General features: G+C 38.6%; 19 protein-coding genes, 1 pseudogene and 1 other annotated feature. All 20 genes and pseudogenes read left to right on the top strand.

Annotation, left to right across the window (positions count from 1 at the left end):
- Window positions 1-56: 56 nt before the first annotated feature.
- The 20 genes and pseudogenes from HT691_RS03180 to HT691_RS03085 all read left to right on the top strand — a co-directional run bounded on the left by HT691_RS03180 (window position 57) and on the right by HT691_RS03085 (window position 20864).
- The gene (locus tag HT691_RS03180) at window positions 57-425 is read left to right on the top strand and encodes a hypothetical protein (protein WP_000447545.1); all 369 of its coding nucleotides are present in this window, start codon (window positions 57-59) and stop codon (window positions 423-425) included.
- 69 nt (window positions 426-494) lie between these two features.
- The gene (locus tag HT691_RS03175; protein WP_000536918.1) at window positions 495-740 is read left to right on the top strand and encodes a hypothetical protein; all 246 of its coding nucleotides are present in this window, start codon (window positions 495-497) and stop codon (window positions 738-740) included.
- Window positions 741-980: 240 nt separating this feature from the next.
- Window positions 981-1325, top strand: a complete 345-nt coding sequence (locus tag HT691_RS03170) for a hypothetical protein (RefSeq protein WP_001127479.1) — start codon at window positions 981-983, stop codon at window positions 1323-1325.
- A 75-nt stretch (window positions 1326-1400) separates the two neighbouring features.
- Entirely contained in the window at window positions 1401-2684 is a 1284-nt protein-coding gene (locus HT691_RS03165; RefSeq protein ID WP_000782009.1) for a hypothetical protein, read from the top strand.
- Window positions 2685-3179: 495 nt separating this feature from the next.
- Window positions 3180-3497: pseudogene (locus HT691_RS03160) on the top strand (transposase family protein); the annotation flags it as partial.
- A 153-nt stretch (window positions 3498-3650) separates the two neighbouring features.
- Window positions 3651-4874, top strand: coding sequence for an FtsW/RodA/SpoVE family cell cycle protein (locus HT691_RS03155; RefSeq protein ID WP_054388329.1), 1224 nt, complete (start codon window positions 3651-3653; stop codon window positions 4872-4874).
- Between the two features lie 24 nt (window positions 4875-4898).
- The gene (gene ppc / locus HT691_RS03150) at window positions 4899-7595 is read left to right on the top strand and encodes a phosphoenolpyruvate carboxylase (protein WP_054388331.1); all 2697 of its coding nucleotides are present in this window, start codon (window positions 4899-4901) and stop codon (window positions 7593-7595) included.
- Window positions 7596-7664: 69 nt separating this feature from the next.
- Window positions 7665-7882, top strand: a binding site (T-box leader).
- Window positions 7883-8124: 242 nt separating this feature from the next.
- Window positions 8125-9129, top strand: coding sequence for a tryptophan ABC transporter substrate-binding protein (gene trpX / locus HT691_RS03145; RefSeq protein ID WP_172925247.1), 1005 nt, complete (start codon window positions 8125-8127; stop codon window positions 9127-9129).
- Window positions 9130-9197: 68 nt separating this feature from the next.
- Window positions 9198-10064, top strand: coding sequence for an ABC transporter permease (locus tag HT691_RS03140; protein WP_172921659.1), 867 nt, complete (start codon window positions 9198-9200; stop codon window positions 10062-10064).
- Window positions 10061-10819 (top strand): ABC transporter ATP-binding protein, encoded by a 759-nt coding sequence (locus HT691_RS03135; RefSeq protein ID WP_172921660.1) that lies wholly within the window; start codon window positions 10061-10063, stop codon window positions 10817-10819. The genes HT691_RS03140 and HT691_RS03135 overlap by 4 nt, the downstream gene beginning before the upstream one ends.
- Before the next feature lie 89 nt (window positions 10820-10908).
- Complete coding sequence (gene dnaG, locus HT691_RS03130; RefSeq protein WP_172923185.1) at window positions 10909-12669, top strand: DNA primase; 1761 nt, start codon at window positions 10909-10911, stop codon at window positions 12667-12669.
- 2 nt (window positions 12670-12671) lie between these two features.
- A complete protein-coding gene (gene rpoD, locus HT691_RS03125) occupies window positions 12672-13781 on the top strand; it encodes an RNA polymerase sigma factor RpoD (RefSeq protein WP_000201906.1) in 1110 nt (369 codons plus the stop codon).
- A 14-nt stretch (window positions 13782-13795) separates the two neighbouring features.
- Entirely contained in the window at window positions 13796-14125 is a 330-nt protein-coding gene (locus HT691_RS03120) for a metal-sulfur cluster assembly factor (RefSeq protein WP_000331929.1), read from the top strand.
- 114 nt (window positions 14126-14239) lie between these two features.
- The gene (gene cpoA / locus HT691_RS03115) at window positions 14240-15283 is read left to right on the top strand and encodes an alpha-galactosylglucosyldiacylglycerol synthase (RefSeq protein ID WP_172921662.1); all 1044 of its coding nucleotides are present in this window, start codon (window positions 14240-14242) and stop codon (window positions 15281-15283) included.
- 15 nt (window positions 15284-15298) lie between these two features.
- Entirely contained in the window at window positions 15299-16624 is a 1326-nt protein-coding gene (locus HT691_RS03110) for a glycosyltransferase family 4 protein (protein ID WP_023932681.1), read from the top strand.
- Between the two features lie 28 nt (window positions 16625-16652).
- Window positions 16653-16829, top strand: coding sequence for a PspC domain-containing protein (locus HT691_RS03105; RefSeq protein ID WP_031222823.1), 177 nt, complete (start codon window positions 16653-16655; stop codon window positions 16827-16829).
- 58 nt (window positions 16830-16887) lie between these two features.
- Window positions 16888-17022, top strand: coding sequence for a DUF4044 domain-containing protein (locus tag HT691_RS03100; protein ID WP_000863859.1), 135 nt, complete (start codon window positions 16888-16890; stop codon window positions 17020-17022).
- Window positions 17023-17085: 63 nt separating this feature from the next.
- Window positions 17086-18396 carry a GTPase ObgE gene (obgE, locus tag HT691_RS03095; RefSeq protein ID WP_172923184.1) on the top strand — a complete coding sequence of 437 codons (1311 nt, stop codon included), beginning with the start codon at window positions 17086-17088 and terminating at the stop codon, window positions 18394-18396.
- A 9-nt stretch (window positions 18397-18405) separates the two neighbouring features.
- On the top strand, window positions 18406-18564 hold the full coding sequence (locus HT691_RS03090) for a hypothetical protein (RefSeq protein WP_001808548.1): 159 nt from the start codon (window positions 18406-18408) through the stop codon (window positions 18562-18564).
- 1040 nt (window positions 18565-19604) lie between these two features.
- Complete coding sequence (locus tag HT691_RS03085) at window positions 19605-20864, top strand: UDP-N-acetylglucosamine 1-carboxyvinyltransferase (RefSeq protein ID WP_001227095.1); 1260 nt, start codon at window positions 19605-19607, stop codon at window positions 20862-20864.
- Window positions 20865-20878 lie beyond the last annotated feature (14 nt).

Below are 20878 nucleotides of genomic sequence, written 5' to 3'. Positions count from 1 at the left end.
TTAAGAAAATAATGAAAACGCTATATATTTGAAAGTTGATTAGGAAAGCAGGAAGTATGGAAACAATTGATATGATTATTAAATCATCAACTGAGTTTTATAACGATTTGAAAACTGATGAACATGATAGATATCGTTCATGGGAGCATTGTTATTCACATTTTATGACAGCTCGAAAAGAGAATAATGTGAATCTTGATTACCTGAGTTTACAACTTGCATTTTATTTAGCAAGTTGGGGGATGTATCGAGGTTCTTCATTCTTATTACAAAAGGATTATAGAGTACATATACCTGTAGTAAGAGAAATCTTAAGCAATGAATATGATTCTCTAGCAGGAATAGAATGTAAAGATTTTAAAAATGAAACTAACCAAAAATTGCTAAAGGAAATTAATGAATTTATTGCAACTTATTATGATTAAATTAGGCGTGAAGTGAGAGGTTCAGCACTAAAAAACAACTTATCAGATACATTAATCACAAAGATACTGATGGGGACACTCGGTTGTGTTCCGGCATATGATAGATATTTTGTTTCTGGAATAAGATCACAAAAGATTGCAAGTGGAACCTATAACATTAAATCTATTTTACAACTAGTAGATTTTTATGAAAAAAACATAGAACAGTTAGATTCAGTTCAAAAGAATTTTAATGTTGCTGATATGCTGTATCCTCAAATGAAAATATTTGATATGGGATTTTGGCAGATTGGTTTTGACCTAGATAGTAAATAACTATTACGTCTATATATGGAATTGATAAATGGATTTACTTTAAAAGATAGAAACTCTTAATCTGAAGAGATTATTTATTGCTTAATATAAATTTTTCATTGAAAAGATTTTAGATTATTAACTTTCAGAGAATGATGTACCACAAATTAATTTTATTATGGAAAACAACTAGAAGCAGCCCATCAAGATATTTTAAATTAGATAATATTGCATTTGCAATTATAACAAAGGAGTACTAACATGCCGAAATATACCGACGAAGATATTAGAAAATTAAATAAAATCACATTAAAAATTGCTGGTGATTATTTAGGTATAAGTTCACAAGCAGTTGCGATAGGTCTTAGAAATAATCTTCTTCCAATTGGTTTTGCTATTCATAACGAAGAAAGAGACAGACGTTTCACTGAGAGTTGGTCATATCATATTATCGCTGAAAGAATGATTTCATACAATCATGGTAAGCTATCAGAGATCCGTGTTGAAAATATTGAAACTAGTTTAGATAAAATTATAGAGGAATTTAACGGATTAAAACAAGATTTACTTTTTATATTAAGCGAAAATGCAGAAGTGAAGAATTAGAAGTTTTTGAATTTGCGTTTTCGCTTGGTAAATATAAAAACGGTGATGTAAAATATAAGGGTAAAGGTGTTTCAAATGAAGATGATAAAGACCTTTTCTAGAGAAGAACTCTATGAAGAAATCTGGGAGATAAGTGCAAAACAAGTTTCATTGAAATATGATTTAAGCTATTCTGACTTACTCAAGAAATGTAAAGAATTTGAAATCCCAATTCCAAAGGGGAGTTATTGGTATCGTAAGAATACTGGACAAGACTTAAGTGAATTTATCGTTCCATTACCACAAAATGACGTAAATGAAGTTAATATTGATAGAAAAAGTTTAAAGAACAGTAGAATTAAAGCTGCTAAACATAAAGAAGATAGTATGGAAGATAAAAACGGAGATACTGTTAAACTTGATACAACTAGTATAAGAAGTTCATTATCATTTATAGACGACGATAAAATAGAGCGTATTATTGAAGCAGTTTCAAACCTAAACCAGGCTCCAAATAAGAGATTACATAAATCCGTAGCTAATCTAAGAGATAAAATTACAGAGTGGAATAAGAGGGAAAAAGCTGCTTCTTATCCTTACTTTGATTCTAGGCACAGATATAATGATTTAAAAGAACCTAAATTTGTAAAAAATATTTCACTAAATTCTCTTCCACGCTTATATCGCTTTTTAGATACACTAGTTACTGTTATTGAAAGAATCGGTGATAATGTAACTTCAAATTGGGATATTCAAATTGATAAGGATATTGTTCGTTTTGAAGTTATAGAATCAACAGACAAAGTAAGTCATGAATTAACAAAAGAAGAAGCTAAAGAATTAGCGAAGTACAATGATAGCGTTAAGTTTAATAGATATGCTTTTAAACCAAGAATAAAGAAGTATGACTATATTCCAAATGAAAACTTTCGATTTAAGATAATAGATGGTAAATACATTAAAGATACTAAAGAATTCACACTTGAACAATCAATCCCAGAAATAATTGTTTTAATTTACCAAGAGTATTATAAAGTTAAGAACTTACGCCTTGAACGTGAAGAGAAAGCAAGACTATACGAAGAGGAACAAGAGCGAAAAAGAAAATTACAAAATAGAATCGAAGAAGAGAAGAAGCGGACAATGTCTCTTCTGAATATGCTAGAAGATTTTAAAACAGCAAATGATTTAAGATTGATGGCTGATAAACTGGAGATAGCGGGGAAACTTAGTAAGGATGAAATTGATTGGATTAGATCCAAAGCTGACTGGATAGACCCAATAGTTTCTTCAACAGATGAATTACTAGGAATTAGAAATCATGAAAATTCTAGAGAACAAAAGGAACAATATCTAAGTGAGAAAAGGTACTACTGGTAACTTTGTGTTTTTATTTTTACAGATTGTAGTGTTATAGGAGTATATGATTAACTATTTTAGTAATAAATAGTTTTACATATTTATTTTAAATAGCCATTTGATACAAGATAGTATATACTTTCATTCTGAAGTTTAATTTTAAACAACAACTCAGTCACTTTCATTCTATAATATAGAAGTTTGCTAGCACCACACGTGGAGTGTGTAAGCTTGTTGGAGAAACGAAGTTAATCCTCAAAAGGTTCCCCAAACCTTTTGAGTTCCGCATACGCATCACGTGGAGTGTGTAGGATTGCTTGTACGAGCTGAGTCATCAGCGAAGTAGAAGTAGATTCTCCGCCAATGGGATAGCTGTCGTAGAGTAAGGAGTTTACGACGAAATGATATGGTAAGTCCGAAACGCTCAGTGTGTAAGCTTGTTGCTAAAAGCGTAAAAACCTTTGAACGAAAGGAATAATAGACTTCCTGCGAAACAAAATACAATACAATAAAACTATGGATGATGAAGCAAGTAAACAATTAAGCGATAGCCGTTTTAAGAGCCTTGTAGGTGTTCAGTTCAGCGCACGACATTTAAAGAGATGTTAAAAACAGCTTATCAACGTAAACGCGCAAAAGTGGACGAAAACCCAAATTAAGCCTAGACGGTCTCCTGGTCTCCTCATGCTAACTATTCAATACATGCGAGAATAGAGCACTTATGAACAAATTGCGGCTGATTTTGGCATTCACGAAAGCAACTTAATCCGTCGGAGCCAATGGGTTGAAGCAACTCTTATTCAAAATAGTTTTACGATTTCAAATTCTGCCTTAATTCTGTAAAAATAGTAAAATTCGAAGGATTGTGAAGGATTGTAAGGTAAGAGTTTTTTTCTTTCTGAAAAAATGGTATAATAGCAATCAAAACTAGAAAATAAAACGGAATTTGGAACAGATTTGTCTGTATCCTAGTAGAGTGGTGATACTATGAAGATTAGTAAGAGGCACTTATTAAATTATTCCATCTTGATTCCCTACTTGCTTTTATCTATTTTGGGCTTGATTGTGGTCTATTCGACCACCAGTGCTATTTTAATCGAAGAAGGCAAGAGCGCCTTGCAATTGGTTCGAAATCAAGGAATCTTTTGGATTGTTAGTTTAATACTGATTGCCTTAATTTATAAATTAAGACTAGATTTTTTGAGAAATGAGCGACTAATCATTTTAGTTATCTTGATAGAAATGGTTTTATTGTTCTTGGCTCGTTTTATTGGTATTTCCGTAAACGGGGCATACGGTTGGATTTCGGTTGCAGGAGTAACTATTCAGCCAGCTGAGTACTTGAAAATCATTATTATTTGGTATTTGGCTCACCGATTCTCCAAACAGCAAGAAGAAATAGCTATTTATGATTTTCAAGTTTTGACTCAAAATCAATGGCTTCCCCGTGCTTTTAATGATTGGCGATTCGTTCTCCTAGTTCTGATTGGAAGTTTGGGAATTTTCCCTGATTTAGGGAATGCGACTATTTTAGTCTTGGTTTCCTTGATTATGTATACAGTTAGTGGAATCGCTTATCGCTGGTTTTCAACCATTCTGGCGCTCGTATCTGCCGCTTCTGTCTTTGTCTTGACCACTATCAGCCTAATCGGTGTTGAGACCTTTTCAAAAATTCCAGTATTTGGCTATGTGGCCAAGCGCTTTAGTGCCTTTTTTAATCCTTTTGCCGATCGTGCTGATGCGGGTCACCAGTTAGCTAATTCTTATTTTGCCATGGTCAATGGCGGTTGGTTTGGTCTAGGTCTTGGAAACTCGATTGAAAAACGAGGTTATTTACCAGAAGCTCATACAGACTTTGTCTTTTCTATCGTGATTGAAGAATTTGGCTTTGTTGGTGCTAGTCTTATTTTAGCTCTCTTGTTTTTCATGATTCTGCGAATTATCTTGGTCGGTATCCGAGCGGAGAATCCTTTTAATGCCATGGTTGCACTCGGTGTCGGAGGGATGATGTTGGTTCAGGTATTTGTCAATATCGGAGGGATTTCGGGCTTGATTCCATCTACAGGAGTGACTTTCCCCTTCTTATCCCAGGGTGGAAATAGTCTTCTAGTCTTATCAGTGGCAGTGGCCTTTGTCTTAAATATTGATGCCAGTGAAAAACGCGCTAAGTTGTACCGAGAATTGGAAAATCAACAAATGAACCTTCTGTGAAGTAGAATAAAGAAAGGATAGTCTATGTCTCTTCAAAAATTAGAAAATTATAGTAATAAAAGTGTTGTGCAAGAAGAAGTATTGATTCTAACAGAATTGCTGGAAGATATTACTAAAAATATGCTTGCCCCAGAGACCTTTGAAAAAATCATGCAGTTGAAAGAATTATCAACTCAAGAAGATTATCAAGGTCTAAACCGTCTAGTGACTAGCTTATCAAATGATGAAATGGTCTATATTTCACGCTATTTTTCAATCTTACCTCTTTTGATTAATATTTCAGAGGATGTGGATTTAGCTTATGAAATCAATCATCAAAATAATATTGATCAGGACTATTTAGGTAAATTATCTACAACGATCAAAATGGTTGCTGAAAAAGAAAATGCCGTTGAAATTCTTGAACACTTGAATGTTGTCCCTGTTTTGACAGCTCATCCAACACAAGTGCAACGAAAAAGTATGTTGGATTTAACAAATCATATTCATAGTCTTTTGCGTAAATACCGTGATGTTAAGTTGGGGTTGATCAATAAAGAAAAATGGCACAATGATTTGCGCCGTTATATCGAAATTATCATGCAGACAGACATGATTCGTGAGAAAAAATTAAAAGTGACTAACGAAATCACGAATGCTATGGAATATTACAACAGCTCCTTTTTGAAAGCTCTACCTCACTTGACGACGGAGTATAAGCGCTTAGCGCAAGCGCATGGTCTGGATTTAAAACAGGCTAAACCAATCACCATGGGTATGTGGATTGGTGGAGACCGTGATGGTAATCCCTTTGTTACAGCAGAGACCTTGAAACAGTCTGCACTCACTCAGTGTGAAGTCATCATGAACTACTATGATGAAAAGATTTACCAACTTTATCGTGAATTTTCTCTTTCAACTAGTATTGTCAACGTCAGCAAGCAAGTCAGAGAAATGGCTCGTCAATCCAAGGATAACTCGATTTACCGTGAAAAAGAGCTTTACCGTCGTGCCTTGTTTGATATTCAGTCAAAAATCCAAGCAACTAAAACCTATCTGATTGAGGATAAGGAAGTTGGGACTTGTTATGAAACCGCCAATGATTTCTACAAGGATTTGATTGCCATTCGAGATTCTCTACTGGAAAATAAGGGCGAGTCCTTGATTTCAGGTGATTTTGTGGAATTATTGCAGGCAGTAGAGATATTTGGTTTTTACCTAGCATCAATTGATATGCGACAAGACTCTAGCGTCTATGAAGCCTGTGTGGCAGAACTCTTGAAATCAGCAGGAATTCATTCTCGTTATAGCGAGTTAAGCGAAGAAGAAAAGTGTGACCTTCTCTTGAAAGAGTTAGAAGAAGATCCCCGAATTCTTTCTGCGACTCACGCAGAAAAATCAGAATTATTAGCAAAAGAACTAGCTATTTTTAAGACGGCTCGTGTTTTGAAAGATAAGTTGGGAGATGATGTCATCCGCCAGACCATCATTTCGCACGCTACTAGCCTTTCTGATATGCTAGAATTAGCTATTCTATTAAAAGAAGTAGGACTGGTGGATACGGAAAGGGCGCGTGTTCAGATTGTTCCCCTTTTTGAAACAATTGAAGACTTGGATCATTCAGAGGAAACAATGAGAAAATATCTTTCTCTTAGCCTTGCCAAAAAATGGATTGCCTCACGAAATAACTACCAAGAAATCATGCTTGGCTACTCTGACAGTAATAAAGATGGTGGTTACTTGTCATCATGTTGGACCCTCTACAAGGCTCAACAACAATTGACTGCTATTGGAGATGAATTTGGCGTTAAGGTTACCTTTTTCCATGGTCGTGGTGGTACTGTCGGTCGTGGTGGTGGACCAACCTATGAAGCCATCACATCTCAACCGCTCAAGTCTATCAAGGATCGTATCCGCTTGACGGAGCAGGGTGAAGTAATTGGGAATAAATACGGTAACAAAGACGCCGCTTACTATAACCTTGAAATGCTAGTATCGGCAGCTATTAATCGTATGATTACTCAGAAAAAGAGCGATACCAATACCTCAAATCGTTATGAAGCCATTATGGATCAAGTAGTGGACCGTAGTTACGATATCTACCGTGATTTGGTCTTTGGTAATGAGCATTTCTATGATTATTTCTTCGAGTCAAGTCCAATCAAGGCTATTTCAAGTTTTAATATTGGTTCTCGTCCAGCCGCTCGTAAGACGATTACTGAAATCGGTGGTTTGCGTGCCATCCCTTGGGTATTCTCATGGTCACAGAGTCGTGTTATGTTCCCTGGATGGTACGGGGTTGGTTCGAGCTTCAAGGAATTTATCGATAAAAATCCAGAGAATATTGCTATCTTACGAGATATGTACCAAAATTGGCCTTTCTTCCAATCGCTTCTTTCAAATGTTGATATGGTCTTGTCAAAATCAAATATGAATATTGCTTTTGAATATGCTAAACTTTGTGAAGACGAGCAAGTTAAGGCCATCTATGAGACTATTTTAAATGAATGGCAAGTTACTAAGAACGTTATCTTGGCTATTGAAGGACATGACGAACTCTTAGCTGACAATCCATATCTAAAAGCTAGTCTGGATTACCGTATGCCTTACTTTAATATTCTCAACTATATTCAGTTAGAGTTGATTAAACGCCAACGTCGTGGAGAATTGTCCAGTGATCAAGAACGATTGATTCATATCACCATCAACGGAATTGCAACAGGATTGCGTAATTCAGGCTAATCATTTTCAAAAGTGAAGATGAAAAAAATTCTAATAGACTATTGACAAGTAGTTTAAAAATGATATAATTTAACCATTCAGAAAAGTAATCGTACAAACTTTCAAGAGAGTCTGTGGTAGCTGAAAACAGATAAGTGGCGATGATGAAAATTGGGCTGAATGTTATTTAGAATTTGAAATCATAAAAATTCGGTGAGCACACCTTACAGTGCATCTCGTTATTGCGAGACAGAGCGATAGGGAAATTCCCTATAATTGAGGTGGTACCGCGCATCGACGTCCTCACACAAGTTTTTTGTGTGAGGATTTTTTTGATGGAGGTTAGTATGGAAAGAAAACGATGGCGTCGCTTGTTTATACTCAATGAAAATCAAAGTACAAACTAGGAAGCTAGCCNNAGGTTGTGGATAGAACTGACAGAGTCAGTATCATATACCTACGGTAAGGCGACGCTGACGTGGTTTGAAGAGATTTTCGAAGAGTATTAGATAAGTGAAGTATTTTAAAGGAATTAAAAAGGAGAAATAGAATGAAAAATAAACGTTTAATTGGAATTATCGCTGCATTAGCAGTCTTAGTAGCAGGAAGCTTGATTTACTCTTCAATGAATAAATCAGAAGCTCAGAATAATAAGGATGAGAAGAAAATAGCCAAGATTGGTGTGCTTCAATTTGTGAGCCATCCATCCCTTGATTTGATTTATAAAGGGATTCAAGACGGACTTGCAGAAGAAGGATATAAAGATGATCAAGTTAAAATCGATTTTATGAACTCAGAAGGTGACCAAAGTAAGGTTGCGACAATGAGTAAACAATTGGTTGCAAATGGCAATGACCTTGTGGTTGGTATTGCGACACCAGCTGCTCAAGGTTTGGCTAGTGCAACAAAAGACCTAACTGTTATTATGGCTGCTATTACAGACCCAATTGGTGCTAACTTGGTTAAAGATTTGAAAAAACCAGGTGGCAACATTACAGGGGTATCTGACCACAATCCAGCTCAACAACAAGTTGAACTCATCAAAGCTTTGACACCAAATGTGAAAACAATCGGAGCTCTTTACTCAAGCAGCGAAGATAATTCCAAAACTCAGGTCGAAGAATTTAAGGCTTATGCTGAAAAAGCAGGTCTGACAGTGGAAACATTTGCAGTTCCTTCAACAAATGAAATTGCCTCAACTGTCACTGTTATGACTAGCAAGGTAGATGCTATTTGGGTTCCAATTGATAACACCATTGCATCAGGATTTCCAACGGTTGTCTCTAGCAATCAAAGTTCTAAGAAACCAATTTATCCAAGTGCGACAGCTATGGTAGAAGTAGGTGGTTTGGCATCAGTTGTAGTTGACCAACATGACCTTGGTGTGGCAACTGGAAAAATGATTGCGCAAGTCTTGAAAGGTGCAAAACCAGCCGATACCCCAGTCAATGTCTTTTCAACTGGTAAGTCAGTCATCAATAAAAAAATAGCACAAGAACTAGGTATTACGATTCCTGAGTCTGTTCTCAAAGAAGCAGGACAAGTCATCGAATAAATAAGGTAGGGAGGAGGAGACTCTTCCCATTTTTTAAAAAGATGAATATAGAAAGGATTAAATAAAATATGATTGTTTCCATTATTTCTCAAGGATTTGTCTGGGCTATTCTAGGTCTGGGAATCTTTATGACATTTAGGATTTTAAACTTTCCAGATATGACAACAGAAGGTTCCTTCCCTCTTGGGGGAGCTGTTGCTGTCACTTTGATAACCAAAGGCGTGAACCCTTTTTTAGCGACACTGCTTGCTGTTGGAGCAGGGTGTTTGGCTGGAATGGTAGCAGGACTTCTTTATACAAAAGGGAAGATTCCAACTTTGCTCTCAGGGATTTTGGTGATGACTTCCTGTCACTCTATCATGCTCTTGATTATGGGACGTGCCAATTTAGGCTTACTTGGAACCAAGCAAATCCAGGATGTTTTGCCTTTTGATTCAGATTTGAACCAACTCTTGACAGGTCTTATCTTTGTCAGTTTTGTTATTGCTCTCATGCTCTTTTTCTTGGATACCAAACTCGGACAAGCCTATATTGCTACAGGTGACAATCCTGATATGGCTAGAAGTTTCGGGATTCATACTGGACGCATGGAGCTCATGGGCTTGGTCTTATCAAATGGTGTGATTGCCCTTGCAGGAGCTCTCATTGCCCAGCAAGAAGGGTATGCTGATGTATCTCGAGGGATCGGGGTTATCGTTGTGGGGCTTGCAAGTTTGATTATTGGAGAAGTTATTTTCAAGAGTTTGAGTTTGGCAGAACGTCTGGTTACCATCGTTGTAGGTTCTATCGCTTATCAATTCTTAGTGTGGGCGGTTATTGCGCTTGGCTTTAATACAAGTTACCTTCGTTTGTACAGCGCCGTGATTTTAGCAGTCTGCCTCATGATTCCAACATTTAAGCAAACAATCTTGAAAGGAGCCAAGTTAAGCAAATGACAGCCATTGTAGAATTAAAAAATGCAACCAAAGTCGTTAAAAATGGCTTTGATGAAGAAAAGATTATTTTAAATGATGTTTCCTTAGAAATTTTTGAACAGGATTTTATCACGATTTTGGGTGGAAATGGTGCTGGTAAATCAACCCTCTTTAACACTATTGCAGGAACCTTATCACTAACCAGTGGAACTATCCGTATTTTAGGTGAGGATGTTACCAAGTTTTCACCAGAAAAGCGCGCTAAGTATCTGTCTCGTGTCTTCCAAGATCCAAAGATGGGGACAGCTCCTCGTATGACAGTGGCAGAGAATCTCTTGATTGCCAAGTTTCGTGGTGAAAAGCGTGGACTATTTCCGAGACGTCTGGCTAGCTACAAGGATGAATTTCAGACAACTATTGAAAAAGTAGGGAATGGTCTTGAGAAACACTTGAATACACCGATTGAGTTCTTATCAGGTGGGCAAAGACAGGCCTTGAGTCTCTTGATGGCAACCTTGAAGCGCCCAGAATTTCTCTTGTTAGACGAGCATACTGCAGCCCTTGATCCAAAGACCAGTGTCGCACTCATGGAATTGACGGATGAATTTGTTAAGAAGGATCAGTTGACAGCCCTTATGATTACCCATCATATGGAAGATGCTCTCAAATATGGCAATCGTTTGATTGTCATGAAAGAAGGACGAATTATCCAAGATTTGAAACAAGAAGAAAAAGCAAAAATGAAAATCTCTGATTATTATCAACTCTTTGAATAAAGTAGGGAAAATGAGTGAAATGGTTTACTTTTTTTCTGAAATAAAGTATACTATATAAAGTAAACTATGATAACATGGAGGTATTGTGTATGGTTGACAAACAAGTCATTGAAGAAATCAAAAACAATGCCAACATTGTGGAAGTCATAGGAGATGTGATTTCTTTACAAAAGGCAGGACGGAACTATCTAGGGCTCTGTCCTTTTCATGGTGAAAAAACACCTTCTTTCAATGTTGTAGAGGACAAGCAGTTTTACCACTGTTTTGGTTGTGGTCGCTCGGGTGATGTCTTTAAATTCATCGAGGAGTACCAAGGGGTTCCCTTTATGGAGGCTGTCCAAATCTTAGGTCAGCGTGTTGGGATTGAGGTTGAAAAACCGCTTTATAGTGAACAGAAGCCAGTTTCTCCTCACCAAGCTCTTTATGATATGCACGAAGATGCTGCCAAATTTTATCATGCTATTCTCATGACAACGACCATGGGCGAAGAGGCCAGAAACTACCTTTATCAGCGTGGTTTGACAGATGAAGTGCTCAAGCATTTTCGGATTGGTTTATCACCTCCAGAACGAAACTATCTGTATCAACGTTTGTCTGGTCAATATCGTGAAGAGGATTTTTTGGATTCGGGACTGTTTTATCTATCGGATGCTAATCAATTTGTAGATACCTTTCACAATCGGATTATGTTTCCCCTGACAAATGATCAGGGAAAGGTTATTGCCTTCTCAGGTCGTATCTGGCAGAAAACGGATTCACAAACTTCTAAGTATAAAAATAGCCGTTCGACTGCAATTTTTAACAAAAGTTACGAATTATATCATATGGATAGGGCAAAAAAATCTTCTGGTAAAGCCAGTGAGATTTACCTGATGGAAGGGTTCATGGATGTCATCGCAGCCTATCGGGCTGGAATCGAAAACGCTGTGGCGTCCATGGGAACAGCCTTGAGTCGTGAGCATGTTGAGCATCTGAAAAGGTTAACCAAGAAGTTAGTTCTGGTATACGATGGCGATAAGGCTGGGCAAGCTGCGACATTGAAAGCGCTGGACGAAATTGGTGATATACCTGTGCAAATCGTCAGCATGCCTGATAACTTGGATCCGGATGAGTATCTACAAAAAAATGGTCCAGAAGAATTGGCCTATCTATTAACGAAAACTCGTATTAGTCCGATTGAGTTCTACATTCACCAGTACAAGCCTGAAAATAGTGAAAATCTACAGGCTCAGATTGAGTTTATTGAAAAAATAGCTCCCTTGATTGTTCAAGAAAAGTCTATCACTGCTCAAAATAGCTATATTCATATTTTAGCTGACAGTCTGGCATCCTTTGATTATGCTCAGATTGAGCAGATTGTTAATGAGAGTCGTCAGGCGCAAAGGCAGAATCGCATGGAAGGAATTTCCAGACCGACGCCAATCACCATGCCTGTCACCAAGCAGTTATCCGCTATTATGAGGGCAGAAGCCCATCTACTTTATCGAATGATGGAATCCCCTCTTGTTTTGAACGATTACCGCTTGCGAGAAGATTTTGCATTTGATACACCTGGATTTCAGGTCTTATATGACTTGCTTGGACAGTATGGCAATCTTCCTCCAGAAGTTCTAGCAGAACAGACAGAGGAAGTTGAAAGAGCTTGGTACCAAGTCTTAGCTCAGGATTTACCATCTGAGATGTCACCTCAGGAACTTAGTGAAGTAGAAATGACTCGAAACAAGGCTCTCTTGAATCAGGATAATATGAGAATCAAAAAGAAGGTGCAGGAAGCTAGCCATGTAGGAGATACCGACACAGCCTTAGAAGAATTGGAACGTTTAATTTCACAAAAGAGAAGAATGGAGTAATAATGGCAACAAAACAAAAAGAAGTAACAACATTTGACGTACAAGTAGCAGAATTTATCCGTAATCATAAGCAAAAAGGGACAGCAACAGATGATGAAATCAATGCTAGTCTTGTCGTTCCTTTTACCTTGGACGCTGATGGGATTGAAGATCTCTTGCAACGGATTCAAGATGCAGGAATTTCTATCACAGATAATGAAGGAAATCCAAGTGCGCGTGTTCTTAGCAATGAAGAAGAACCAGAACTCAGCGATGAGGACTTGATTGGGTCAACTTCTGCTAAGGTTAATGACCCTGTCCGTATGTATTTGAAAGAAATCGGGGTCGTTCCTCTCTTGACCAATGAAGAGGAAAAAGAGTTAGCACTGGCTGTTGAAGCGGGTGACATCGAAGCTAAACAACGCCTTGCGGAAGCCAACCTTCGTTTGGTTGTTTCTATTGCCAAACGCTATGTCGGTCGTGGTATGCAGTTCCTTGACTTGATTCAAGAAGGAAATATGGGTTTGATGAAGGCGGTTGACAAGTTTGATTATTCTAAAGGATTCAAGTTCTCAACTTACGCAACTTGGTGGATTCGTCAGGCTATCACTCGTGCTATTGCGGACCAAGCTCGTACCATCCGTATCCCAGTTCACATGGTTGAAACCATCAATAAATTGGTTCGTGAACAGCGGAATCTCCTTCAAGAATTAGGTCAAGATCCAACACCTGAGCAAATCGCTGAACGTATGGATATGACTCCTGATAAGGTTCGTGAAATCTTGAAGATTGCTCAAGAACCAGTATCTCTTGAAACACCAATCGGTGAAGAGGATGATAGCCACCTTGGAGACTTTATCGAAGATGAAGTGATTGAAAATCCAGTGGACTATACAACTCGTATCGTCTTGCGTGAGCAGTTGGATGAGGTCTTGGATACTCTTACAGACCGTGAAGAAAATGTTCTGCGTCTACGTTTTGGACTAGATGATGGAAAAATGCGCACCCTTGAAGATGTGGGGAAAGTCTTTAACGTGACTCGCGAGCGTATCCGTCAGATTGAAGCTAAGGCTTTGAGAAAACTACGTCAACCAAGTCGCAGCAAACCGCTTCGTGATTTTATTGAAGACTAAGAGTGAGGATAAATATGGCTTATACAGAAGAGCAAATTGAAAACATCAAAACACGCATTTTAACAGCCTTGGAAGAAGTCATCGACCCTGAGTTGGGAATCGATATTGTCAATCTTGGTTTGATCTATGAGATTCGTTTTGACGGCGACACAGGGCAAACAGAGATTGATATGACGTTGACAACTATGGGTTGTCCCCTAGCAGACCTTTTGACGGACCAGATTTATGATGCCATGACAGAGGTTCCAGAAGTAACTGATACTGAGGTCAAATTGGTTTGGTATCCAGCCTGGACTGTTGAAAAAATGAGTCGCTATGCACGCATTGCCCTAGGCATTAAGTAAACAGATAAAAACATGTGAGAGACCATTGGAAAATGAGGAAATTTCCCCTTCTTTTCCTCTAGTCTCTCCTTTCTTTTGCTGATTTTATTCAAAGAAAATGATATAATAGTAGTTATGGAAAAAAAGAAATTACGCATCAATATGTTGAGTTCAAGTGAGAAAGTAGCAGGACAAGGAGTTTCAGGTGCTTACCGTGAATTAGTTCGTCTTCTTCACCGTGATGCCAAAGACCAATTGATTGTTACAGAAAATATTCCAATCGAGGCAGATGTGACTCACTTTCATACCATTGATTTCCCCTATTATTTATCAACATTCCAAAAGAAACGCTCAGGGAGAAAGATTGGCTATGTGCATTTCTTACCTGATACACTTGAGGGAAGTTTGAAAATTCCATTTTTCTTAAAGGGAATTGTGAAACGCTATGTATTTTCTTTTTACAACCGGATGGAGCACTTGGTTGTGGTCAATCCTATGTTTATCGAGGATTTGGTGACAGCTGGTATTCCACGTGAGAAAGTGACCTATATCCCTAACTTTGTCAACAAGGAAAAATGGCATCCACTTCCACAAGAAGAGGTAGTCAGACTGCGAACAGAGCTAGGTCTTAGTGACAATCAGTTTATCGTAATAGGTGCTGGTCAAGTTCAGAAACGTAAAGGGATTGATGACTTTATCCGTCTGGCTGAGGAATTGCCTCAGATTACCTTTATCTGGGCGGGTGGTTTCTCTTTTGGTGGCATGACAGATGGTTATGAACGCTACAAGAAAATCATGGAAAATCCACCTGAAAATTTGATGTTTCCAGGTATTGTGTCACCAGAGCGGATGCGCGAATTGTATGCCCTAGCGGACCTTTTCTTGTTGCCTAGTTACAATGAGCTCTTCCCGATGACGATTTTAGAGGCTGCTAGTTGTGAAGCTCCTATTATGTTGCGTGATTTGGATCTTTATAAGGTGATTTTGGAGGGAAATTATCGGGCGACAGCGGGTAGAGAAGAGATGAAAGAGGCTATTTTGGAATATCAAGCAAATCCTGCTGCCTTAAAAGACCTCAAAGAAAAGGCTAAGAATATTTCCAGAGAGTATTCTGAAGAGCATCTGTTACAAATCTGGTTGGACTTTTATGAGAAACAAGCCGCTTTAGGGAGAAAGTAAAAAGTGAGGTAATCTATGCGAATTGGTTTATTTACAGATACCTATTTTCCTCAGGTTTCTGGTGTTGCGACCAGTATTCGAACCTTGAAAACAGAACTTGAAAAGCAGGGACATGCTGTTTTTATCTTTACGACGACAGATAAGGATGTCAATCGCTATGAAGATTGGCAAATTATCCGCATTCCAAGTGTTCCCTTCTTTGCTTTTAAGGATCGCCGCTTTGCCTATCGAGGTTTTAGCAAGGCGCTTGAAATTGCTAAACAATATCAACTTGATATTATCCATACTCAGACAGAATTTTCTCTTGGCTTGTTGGGGATTTGGATTGCGCGTGAATTGAAGATTCCAGTCATCCATACCTATCACACCCAGTATGAAGACTATGTGCATTATATTGCCAAGGGTTTGCTGATTCGTCCTAGTATGGTCAAGTATTTGGTTAGAGGTTTTTTACATGATGTGGATGGAGTCATTTGCCCGAGTGAGATTGTCCGTGACTTGCTATCTGACTATAAGGTTAAGGTTGAAAAACGGGTCATTCCAACTGGGATTGAATTAGCCAAGTTTGAGCGTCCGGAAATCAAGCAGGAAAATTTGAAAGAACTGCGTAGTAAACTAGGGATTCAAGATGATGAAAAGATGCTACTTAGTCTTTCCAGAATTTCCTATGAAAAAAATATTCAAGCAGTACTAGCAGCTTTTGCAGATGTTCTGAAAGAAGAAGACAAGGTTAAACTGGTGGTAGCTGGGGATGGCCCTTATCTGGATAACCTCAAAGAGCAAGCCCAGAAACTAGAGATTCAAGACTCCGTCATCTTTACAGGCATGATTGCTCCTAGTGAGACGGCTCTTTATTATAAGGCAGCAGATTTCTTTATTTCAGCGTCTACAAGTGAAACGCAAGGTTTGACCTACTTGGAAAGCTTGGCTAGTGGGACGCCTGTCATTGCTCATGGAAATCCTTATCTGGACAATCTTATCAGTGATAAAATGTTTGGAACCTTATATTACGGTGAACATGATTTGGCTGGAGCTATTCTGGAGGCCCTGATTGCAACACCAGACATGAATGAGCATACCTTATCAGAGAAATTGTACGAGATTTCAGCTGAGAACTTTGGGAAACGAGTGCATGAGTTTTATCTGGATGCCATTATTTCAAATAATTTCCAGAAAGATTTGGCTAAAGATGATACGGTCAGTCAGCGTATCTTTAAGACAGTTTTGTATCTTCCGCAAAAGGTGGTCGCTGTACCGGTAAAAGGCTCTAGACGCATGCTGAAGGCTTCAAAAACACAGTTAATCAGCATAAGAGATTATTGGAAAGACCATGAAGAATAGAAAGAGGAACAGTATGAAAAAACAATTAATGAGAAGTGGGCGTGACAAAAAGATTGCGGGTGTTTGTGCTGGAGCGGCCTATTATCTAGATATGGATCCAACTATCGTTCGAGTCATTTGGGGTGTCCTTGCTTGCTGTTACGGAGCGGGAATTGTAGCTTATATCATTTTGTGGATTATTGCGCCTGTAGCAACTGACTATTGAAAACTAGCTGAATTCATGCTAAGATAATAGAAAATAGAATGTAACGAAGGAGAGAAAAATGGCATTTGGAGATAACGGAAATCGTAAAAAAACTATGTTTGAGAAAATAACCTTGTTTATCGTGATTATCATGCTAGTAGCAAGTTTATTGGGAATTTTTGCAACTGCAATTGGTGCCCTCAGTAATCTATAAAATAGATTCAAGAAAATTTAGTGACTGGGATTTCCCAGCCCTTTTTTAAAGTGAGAAGAAAAAATGAGTATGTTTTTAGATACAGCCAAGATCAAGGTCAAGGCTGGTAATGGTGGTGATGGCATGGTTGCCTTTCGCCGTGAAAAATATGTCCCTAATGGCGGTCCTTGGGGTGGTGACGGTGGTCGTGGAGGTAATGTAGTCTTCGTTGTAGATGAAGGTCTACGTACCCTCATGGATTTCCGCTACAATCGTCATTTCAAGGCTGATTCTGGTGAAAAAGGAATGACCAAAGGGATGCATGGTCGTGGAGCTGAGGACCTTAGAGTTCGAGTGCCACAAGGTACGACTGTGCGTGATGATGAGACAGGCAAGGTCTTGACAGATTTGATTGAACACGGTCAAGAATTTATTGTAGCCCATGGTGGTCGTGGTGGACGTGGAAACATCCGCTTTGCGACACCAAAAAATCCTGCACCTGAAATCTCTGAAAACGGAGAACCAGGTCAGGAACGTGAGTTACAATTGGAACTAAAAATCTTGGCAGATGTTGGTTTAGTAGGATTCCCATCTGTAGGGAAATCAACACTTTTAAGTGTTATCACATCGGCTAAACCTAAAATTGGTGCCTACCACTTTACGACCATTGTGCCAAATCTAGGTATGGTTCGCACCCAATCAGGTGAATCCTTTGCAGTAGCCGATTTGCCAGGTTTGATTGAAGGGGCTAGTCAAGGTGTTGGTTTGGGAACTCAGTTCCTCCGTCACATTGAGCGTACCCGTGTCATCCTTCATATTATTGATATGTCAGCTAGCGAAGGACGTGATCCTTATGAGGATTATCTTGCCATTAACAAGGAGTTAGAGTCATACAATCTTCGTCTCATGGAGCGTCCACAGATTATCGTAGCCAATAAGATGGATATGCCTGAGAGTCAAGAAAATCTTAAAGAATTTAAGAAAAAATTGGCTGAAAACTACGATGAATTTGAAGAGTTACCAGCTATCTTCCCAATATCTGGTTTGACCAAGCAAGGTCTGGCTACGCTTTTGGATGCGACAGCTGAATTGTTAGACAAGACACCAGAATTCTTGCTCTATGACGAGTCAGATATGGAAGAAGAAGCTTACTACGGCTTTGACGAGGAAGAGAAAGCCTTTGAAATTAGTCGTGATGACGATGCGACATGGGTACTTTCTGGTGAAAAACTCATAAAACTCTTCAATATGACCAACTTTGATCGTGACGAATCAGTCATGAAATTTGCCCGCCAGCTTCGTGGTATGGGGGTTGATGAAGCCCTTCGTGCGCGTGGTGCTAAGGATGGGGACTTGGTTCGCATTGGTAAATTTGAGTTTGAATTTGTAGACTAGGAGATTGGTATGGGAGATAAACCGATATCTTTCCGAGATGCGGATGGCAATTTTGTTTCCGCCGCAGACGTTTGGAATGAAAAGAAATTGGAAGAACTATTTAATCGTCTCAATCCAAATCGTGCTCTGAGATTGGCACGAACTAAAAAGGAAAATCCATCTCAGTAAAGAAGCTAAACAATTCCGTGCCTCATCAGACACGGAATTTTGTGGTACGACTGGATATATAGCAAACTGAATTTGGAATAGCACAGCATATCTTCTAAAATATTGTTATAAATTGATTTGGATTTCAAAATTAAATTGTTTAATTCTTATTTCACTTTGTTATAGTATATCTGATGTCAAAGTTCTCGGCGAGTCAAATAGCGATTCCCAAGCCTGACTATCGTGAGGTAGCGGATTAAAACGGTCTGGGGATAGATCGTTTTAAGTCTGACGCTGGAAATAAGAATCGTCAGAGGAAGGGATAGCGAAATCGTGGCTCTACGAACAGGAACGTGATAGTAAGGTGTATATAGTGGATAAGGGGGCTCAGAACTCTAAATTCCAAAAAGGTAGTACATAAAGCACGAGAGTAATTGAATTCGTACTAAGATTTCCTATTTTCACTGTAACCTTTTAACGTCCTCATATCTTGTATAAACGAGGATAGATGTACGACTTATCCCGTGAGGTCTATCACTATAAAGAGAAAACGACAGATAGAAGTGATCCTGAGTCACGGTTATCTTTAAAATAGATTGTCTGATAGGATGCTAGCCTGAAAACGTCTTGTTCATGAAATATAGGACGGTATGTATAAAACGCTTCTGTGAACTGAGAGAAGGGGGAGAAGTTCTTTCTAAAGTTTAGTTGAACAGCCGTATTCCGATACTTAGATAAGGGAGCTAGTCTTAGCTCCTACTCGATTTCAGGGGACAAAAAAGGGGTAATAGCGCTTCGAGAAAGATTATACTCAAAATCTCTTCAAACCACGTCAGCGTCGCCTTGCCGTATATATATGTTACTGACTNNAAAACAGTGTTTTGAGCAGCCTGCGGCTAGCTTCCTAATCTGCTCTTTGGTTTTCATTGAGTATCAGTGACTAACTCATCAACTCTGATTTATCCAATAAAATTGAAAAGGATGGAAAAAAGGTTGCATTTATGATATAATTTATTTTAAAGACCTTATTAGAAATCTTGAGAGAGTATTGAAAACTTAGAATGAGAAAAATTGTTATCAATGGTGGATTACCACTACAAGGTGAAATCACTATTAGTGGTGCTAAAAATAGTGTTGTGGCCTTAATTCCGGCTATTATCTTGGCTGATGATGTGGTGACTTTGGATTGCGTTCCAGATATTTCGGATGTAGCCAGTCTTGTCGAAATTATGGAATTGATGGGAGCTACTGTTAAGCGTTATGACGATGTCTTGGAGATTGATCCAAGAGGTGTTCAAAATATTCCAATGCCTTATGGGAAAATCAATAGTCTTCGTGCATCTTATTATTTTTATGGAAGTCTTTTAGGTCGCTTTGGTGAAGCCACAGTTGGCTTGCCTGGAGGATGTGACCTTGGTCCTCGTCCGATTGACCTACACCTTAAGGCTTTTGAAGCTATGGGTGCCACTGTTAGCTACGAGGGAGATAACATGAAGTTATCTGCTAAAGATACAGGACTTCATGGTACAAGTATTTACATGGATACGATTAGTGTAGGAGCAACGATTAATACGATGATTGCTGCGGTTAAAGCAAATGGTCGTACTATTATTGAAAATGCAGCCCGTGAACCTGAAATTATTGATGTAGCTACCCTCTTGAATAATATGGGTGCCCATATCCGTGGGGCAGGAACCAATATCATCATTATTGATGGTGTCGAAAGATTACATGGGACCCGTCATCAGGTGATTCCAGACCGCATTGAAGCTGGAACATATATTTCCTTAGCTGCTGCAGTTGGTAAAGGAATTCGTATCAATAATGTTCTTTACGAACACCTAGAAGGATTTATTGCTAAGTTGGAAGAAATGGGAGTGAGAATGACTGTATCTGAAGACAGCATTTTTGTCGAGGAACAGTCTAATTTGAAAGCAATCAATATTAAGACGGCTCCTTACCCAAGCTTTGCAACTGATTTGCAACAACCGATTACCCCACTTTTACTAAGAGCGAATGGTCGTGGTACAATTGTCGATACGATTTACGAAAAACGTGTAAATCATGTTTTTGAACTAGTAAAGATGGATGCGAACATTTCGACAACAAATGGTCATATTTTGTACACGGGTGGACGTAGTTTACGTGGAGCCAGTGTTAAAGCAACTGACCTGAGAGCAGGTGCAGCTTTAGTTATTGCTGGTTTGATGGCCGAGGGACAAACTGAAATTATCAATGTCGAGTTTATCTTACGTGGTTATTCTGATATTATCGAAAAATTACGTAATCTAGGAGCGGATATTAGACTTGTTGAGTATTAAACCGTAGAGGTGTT

The organism is Streptococcus sp. 477 (assembly GCF_013277295.1).
GTDB lineage: Bacteria > Bacillota > Bacilli > Lactobacillales > Streptococcaceae > Streptococcus > Streptococcus pseudopneumoniae.
Note: the sequence above shows the minus strand (reverse complement) of the source record. Positions and strands in the feature narration are given on the sequence as shown.

Bases quoted from the DNA above. Each gene is read 5' to 3' on its own strand.
- HT691_RS03180 (WP_000447545.1), top strand. From the start codon at position 57: ATGGAAACAATTGATATGATTATTAAATCATCAACTGAGTTTTATAAC.
- HT691_RS03175 (WP_000536918.1), top strand. From the start codon at position 495: ATGGGGACACTCGGTTGTGTTCCGGCATATGATAGATATTTTGTTTCT.
- HT691_RS03170 (WP_001127479.1), top strand. From the start codon at position 981: ATGCCGAAATATACCGACGAAGATATTAGAAAATTAAATAAAATCACA.
- HT691_RS03165 (WP_000782009.1), top strand. From the start codon at position 1,401: ATGAAGATGATAAAGACCTTTTCTAGAGAAGAACTCTATGAAGAAATC.
- HT691_RS03155 (WP_054388329.1), top strand. From the start codon at position 3,651: ATGAAGATTAGTAAGAGGCACTTATTAAATTATTCCATCTTGATTCCC.
- ppc (WP_054388331.1), top strand. From the start codon at position 4,899: ATGTCTCTTCAAAAATTAGAAAATTATAGTAATAAAAGTGTTGTGCAA.
- trpX (WP_172925247.1), top strand. From the start codon at position 8,125: ATGAAAAATAAACGTTTAATTGGAATTATCGCTGCATTAGCAGTCTTA.
- HT691_RS03140 (WP_172921659.1), top strand. From the start codon at position 9,198: ATGATTGTTTCCATTATTTCTCAAGGATTTGTCTGGGCTATTCTAGGT.
- HT691_RS03135 (WP_172921660.1), top strand. From the start codon at position 10,061: ATGACAGCCATTGTAGAATTAAAAAATGCAACCAAAGTCGTTAAAAAT.
- dnaG (WP_172923185.1), top strand. From the start codon at position 10,909: ATGGTTGACAAACAAGTCATTGAAGAAATCAAAAACAATGCCAACATT.
- rpoD (WP_000201906.1), top strand. From the start codon at position 12,672: ATGGCAACAAAACAAAAAGAAGTAACAACATTTGACGTACAAGTAGCA.
- HT691_RS03120 (WP_000331929.1), top strand. From the start codon at position 13,796: ATGGCTTATACAGAAGAGCAAATTGAAAACATCAAAACACGCATTTTA.
- cpoA (WP_172921662.1), top strand. From the start codon at position 14,240: ATGGAAAAAAAGAAATTACGCATCAATATGTTGAGTTCAAGTGAGAAA.
- HT691_RS03110 (WP_023932681.1), top strand. From the start codon at position 15,299: ATGCGAATTGGTTTATTTACAGATACCTATTTTCCTCAGGTTTCTGGT.
- HT691_RS03105 (WP_031222823.1), top strand. From the start codon at position 16,653: ATGAGAAGTGGGCGTGACAAAAAGATTGCGGGTGTTTGTGCTGGAGCG.
- HT691_RS03100 (WP_000863859.1), top strand. From the start codon at position 16,888: ATGGCATTTGGAGATAACGGAAATCGTAAAAAAACTATGTTTGAGAAA.
- obgE (WP_172923184.1), top strand. From the start codon at position 17,086: ATGAGTATGTTTTTAGATACAGCCAAGATCAAGGTCAAGGCTGGTAAT.
- HT691_RS03090 (WP_001808548.1), top strand. From the start codon at position 18,406: ATGGGAGATAAACCGATATCTTTCCGAGATGCGGATGGCAATTTTGTT.
- HT691_RS03085 (WP_001227095.1), top strand. From the start codon at position 19,605: ATGAGAAAAATTGTTATCAATGGTGGATTACCACTACAAGGTGAAATC.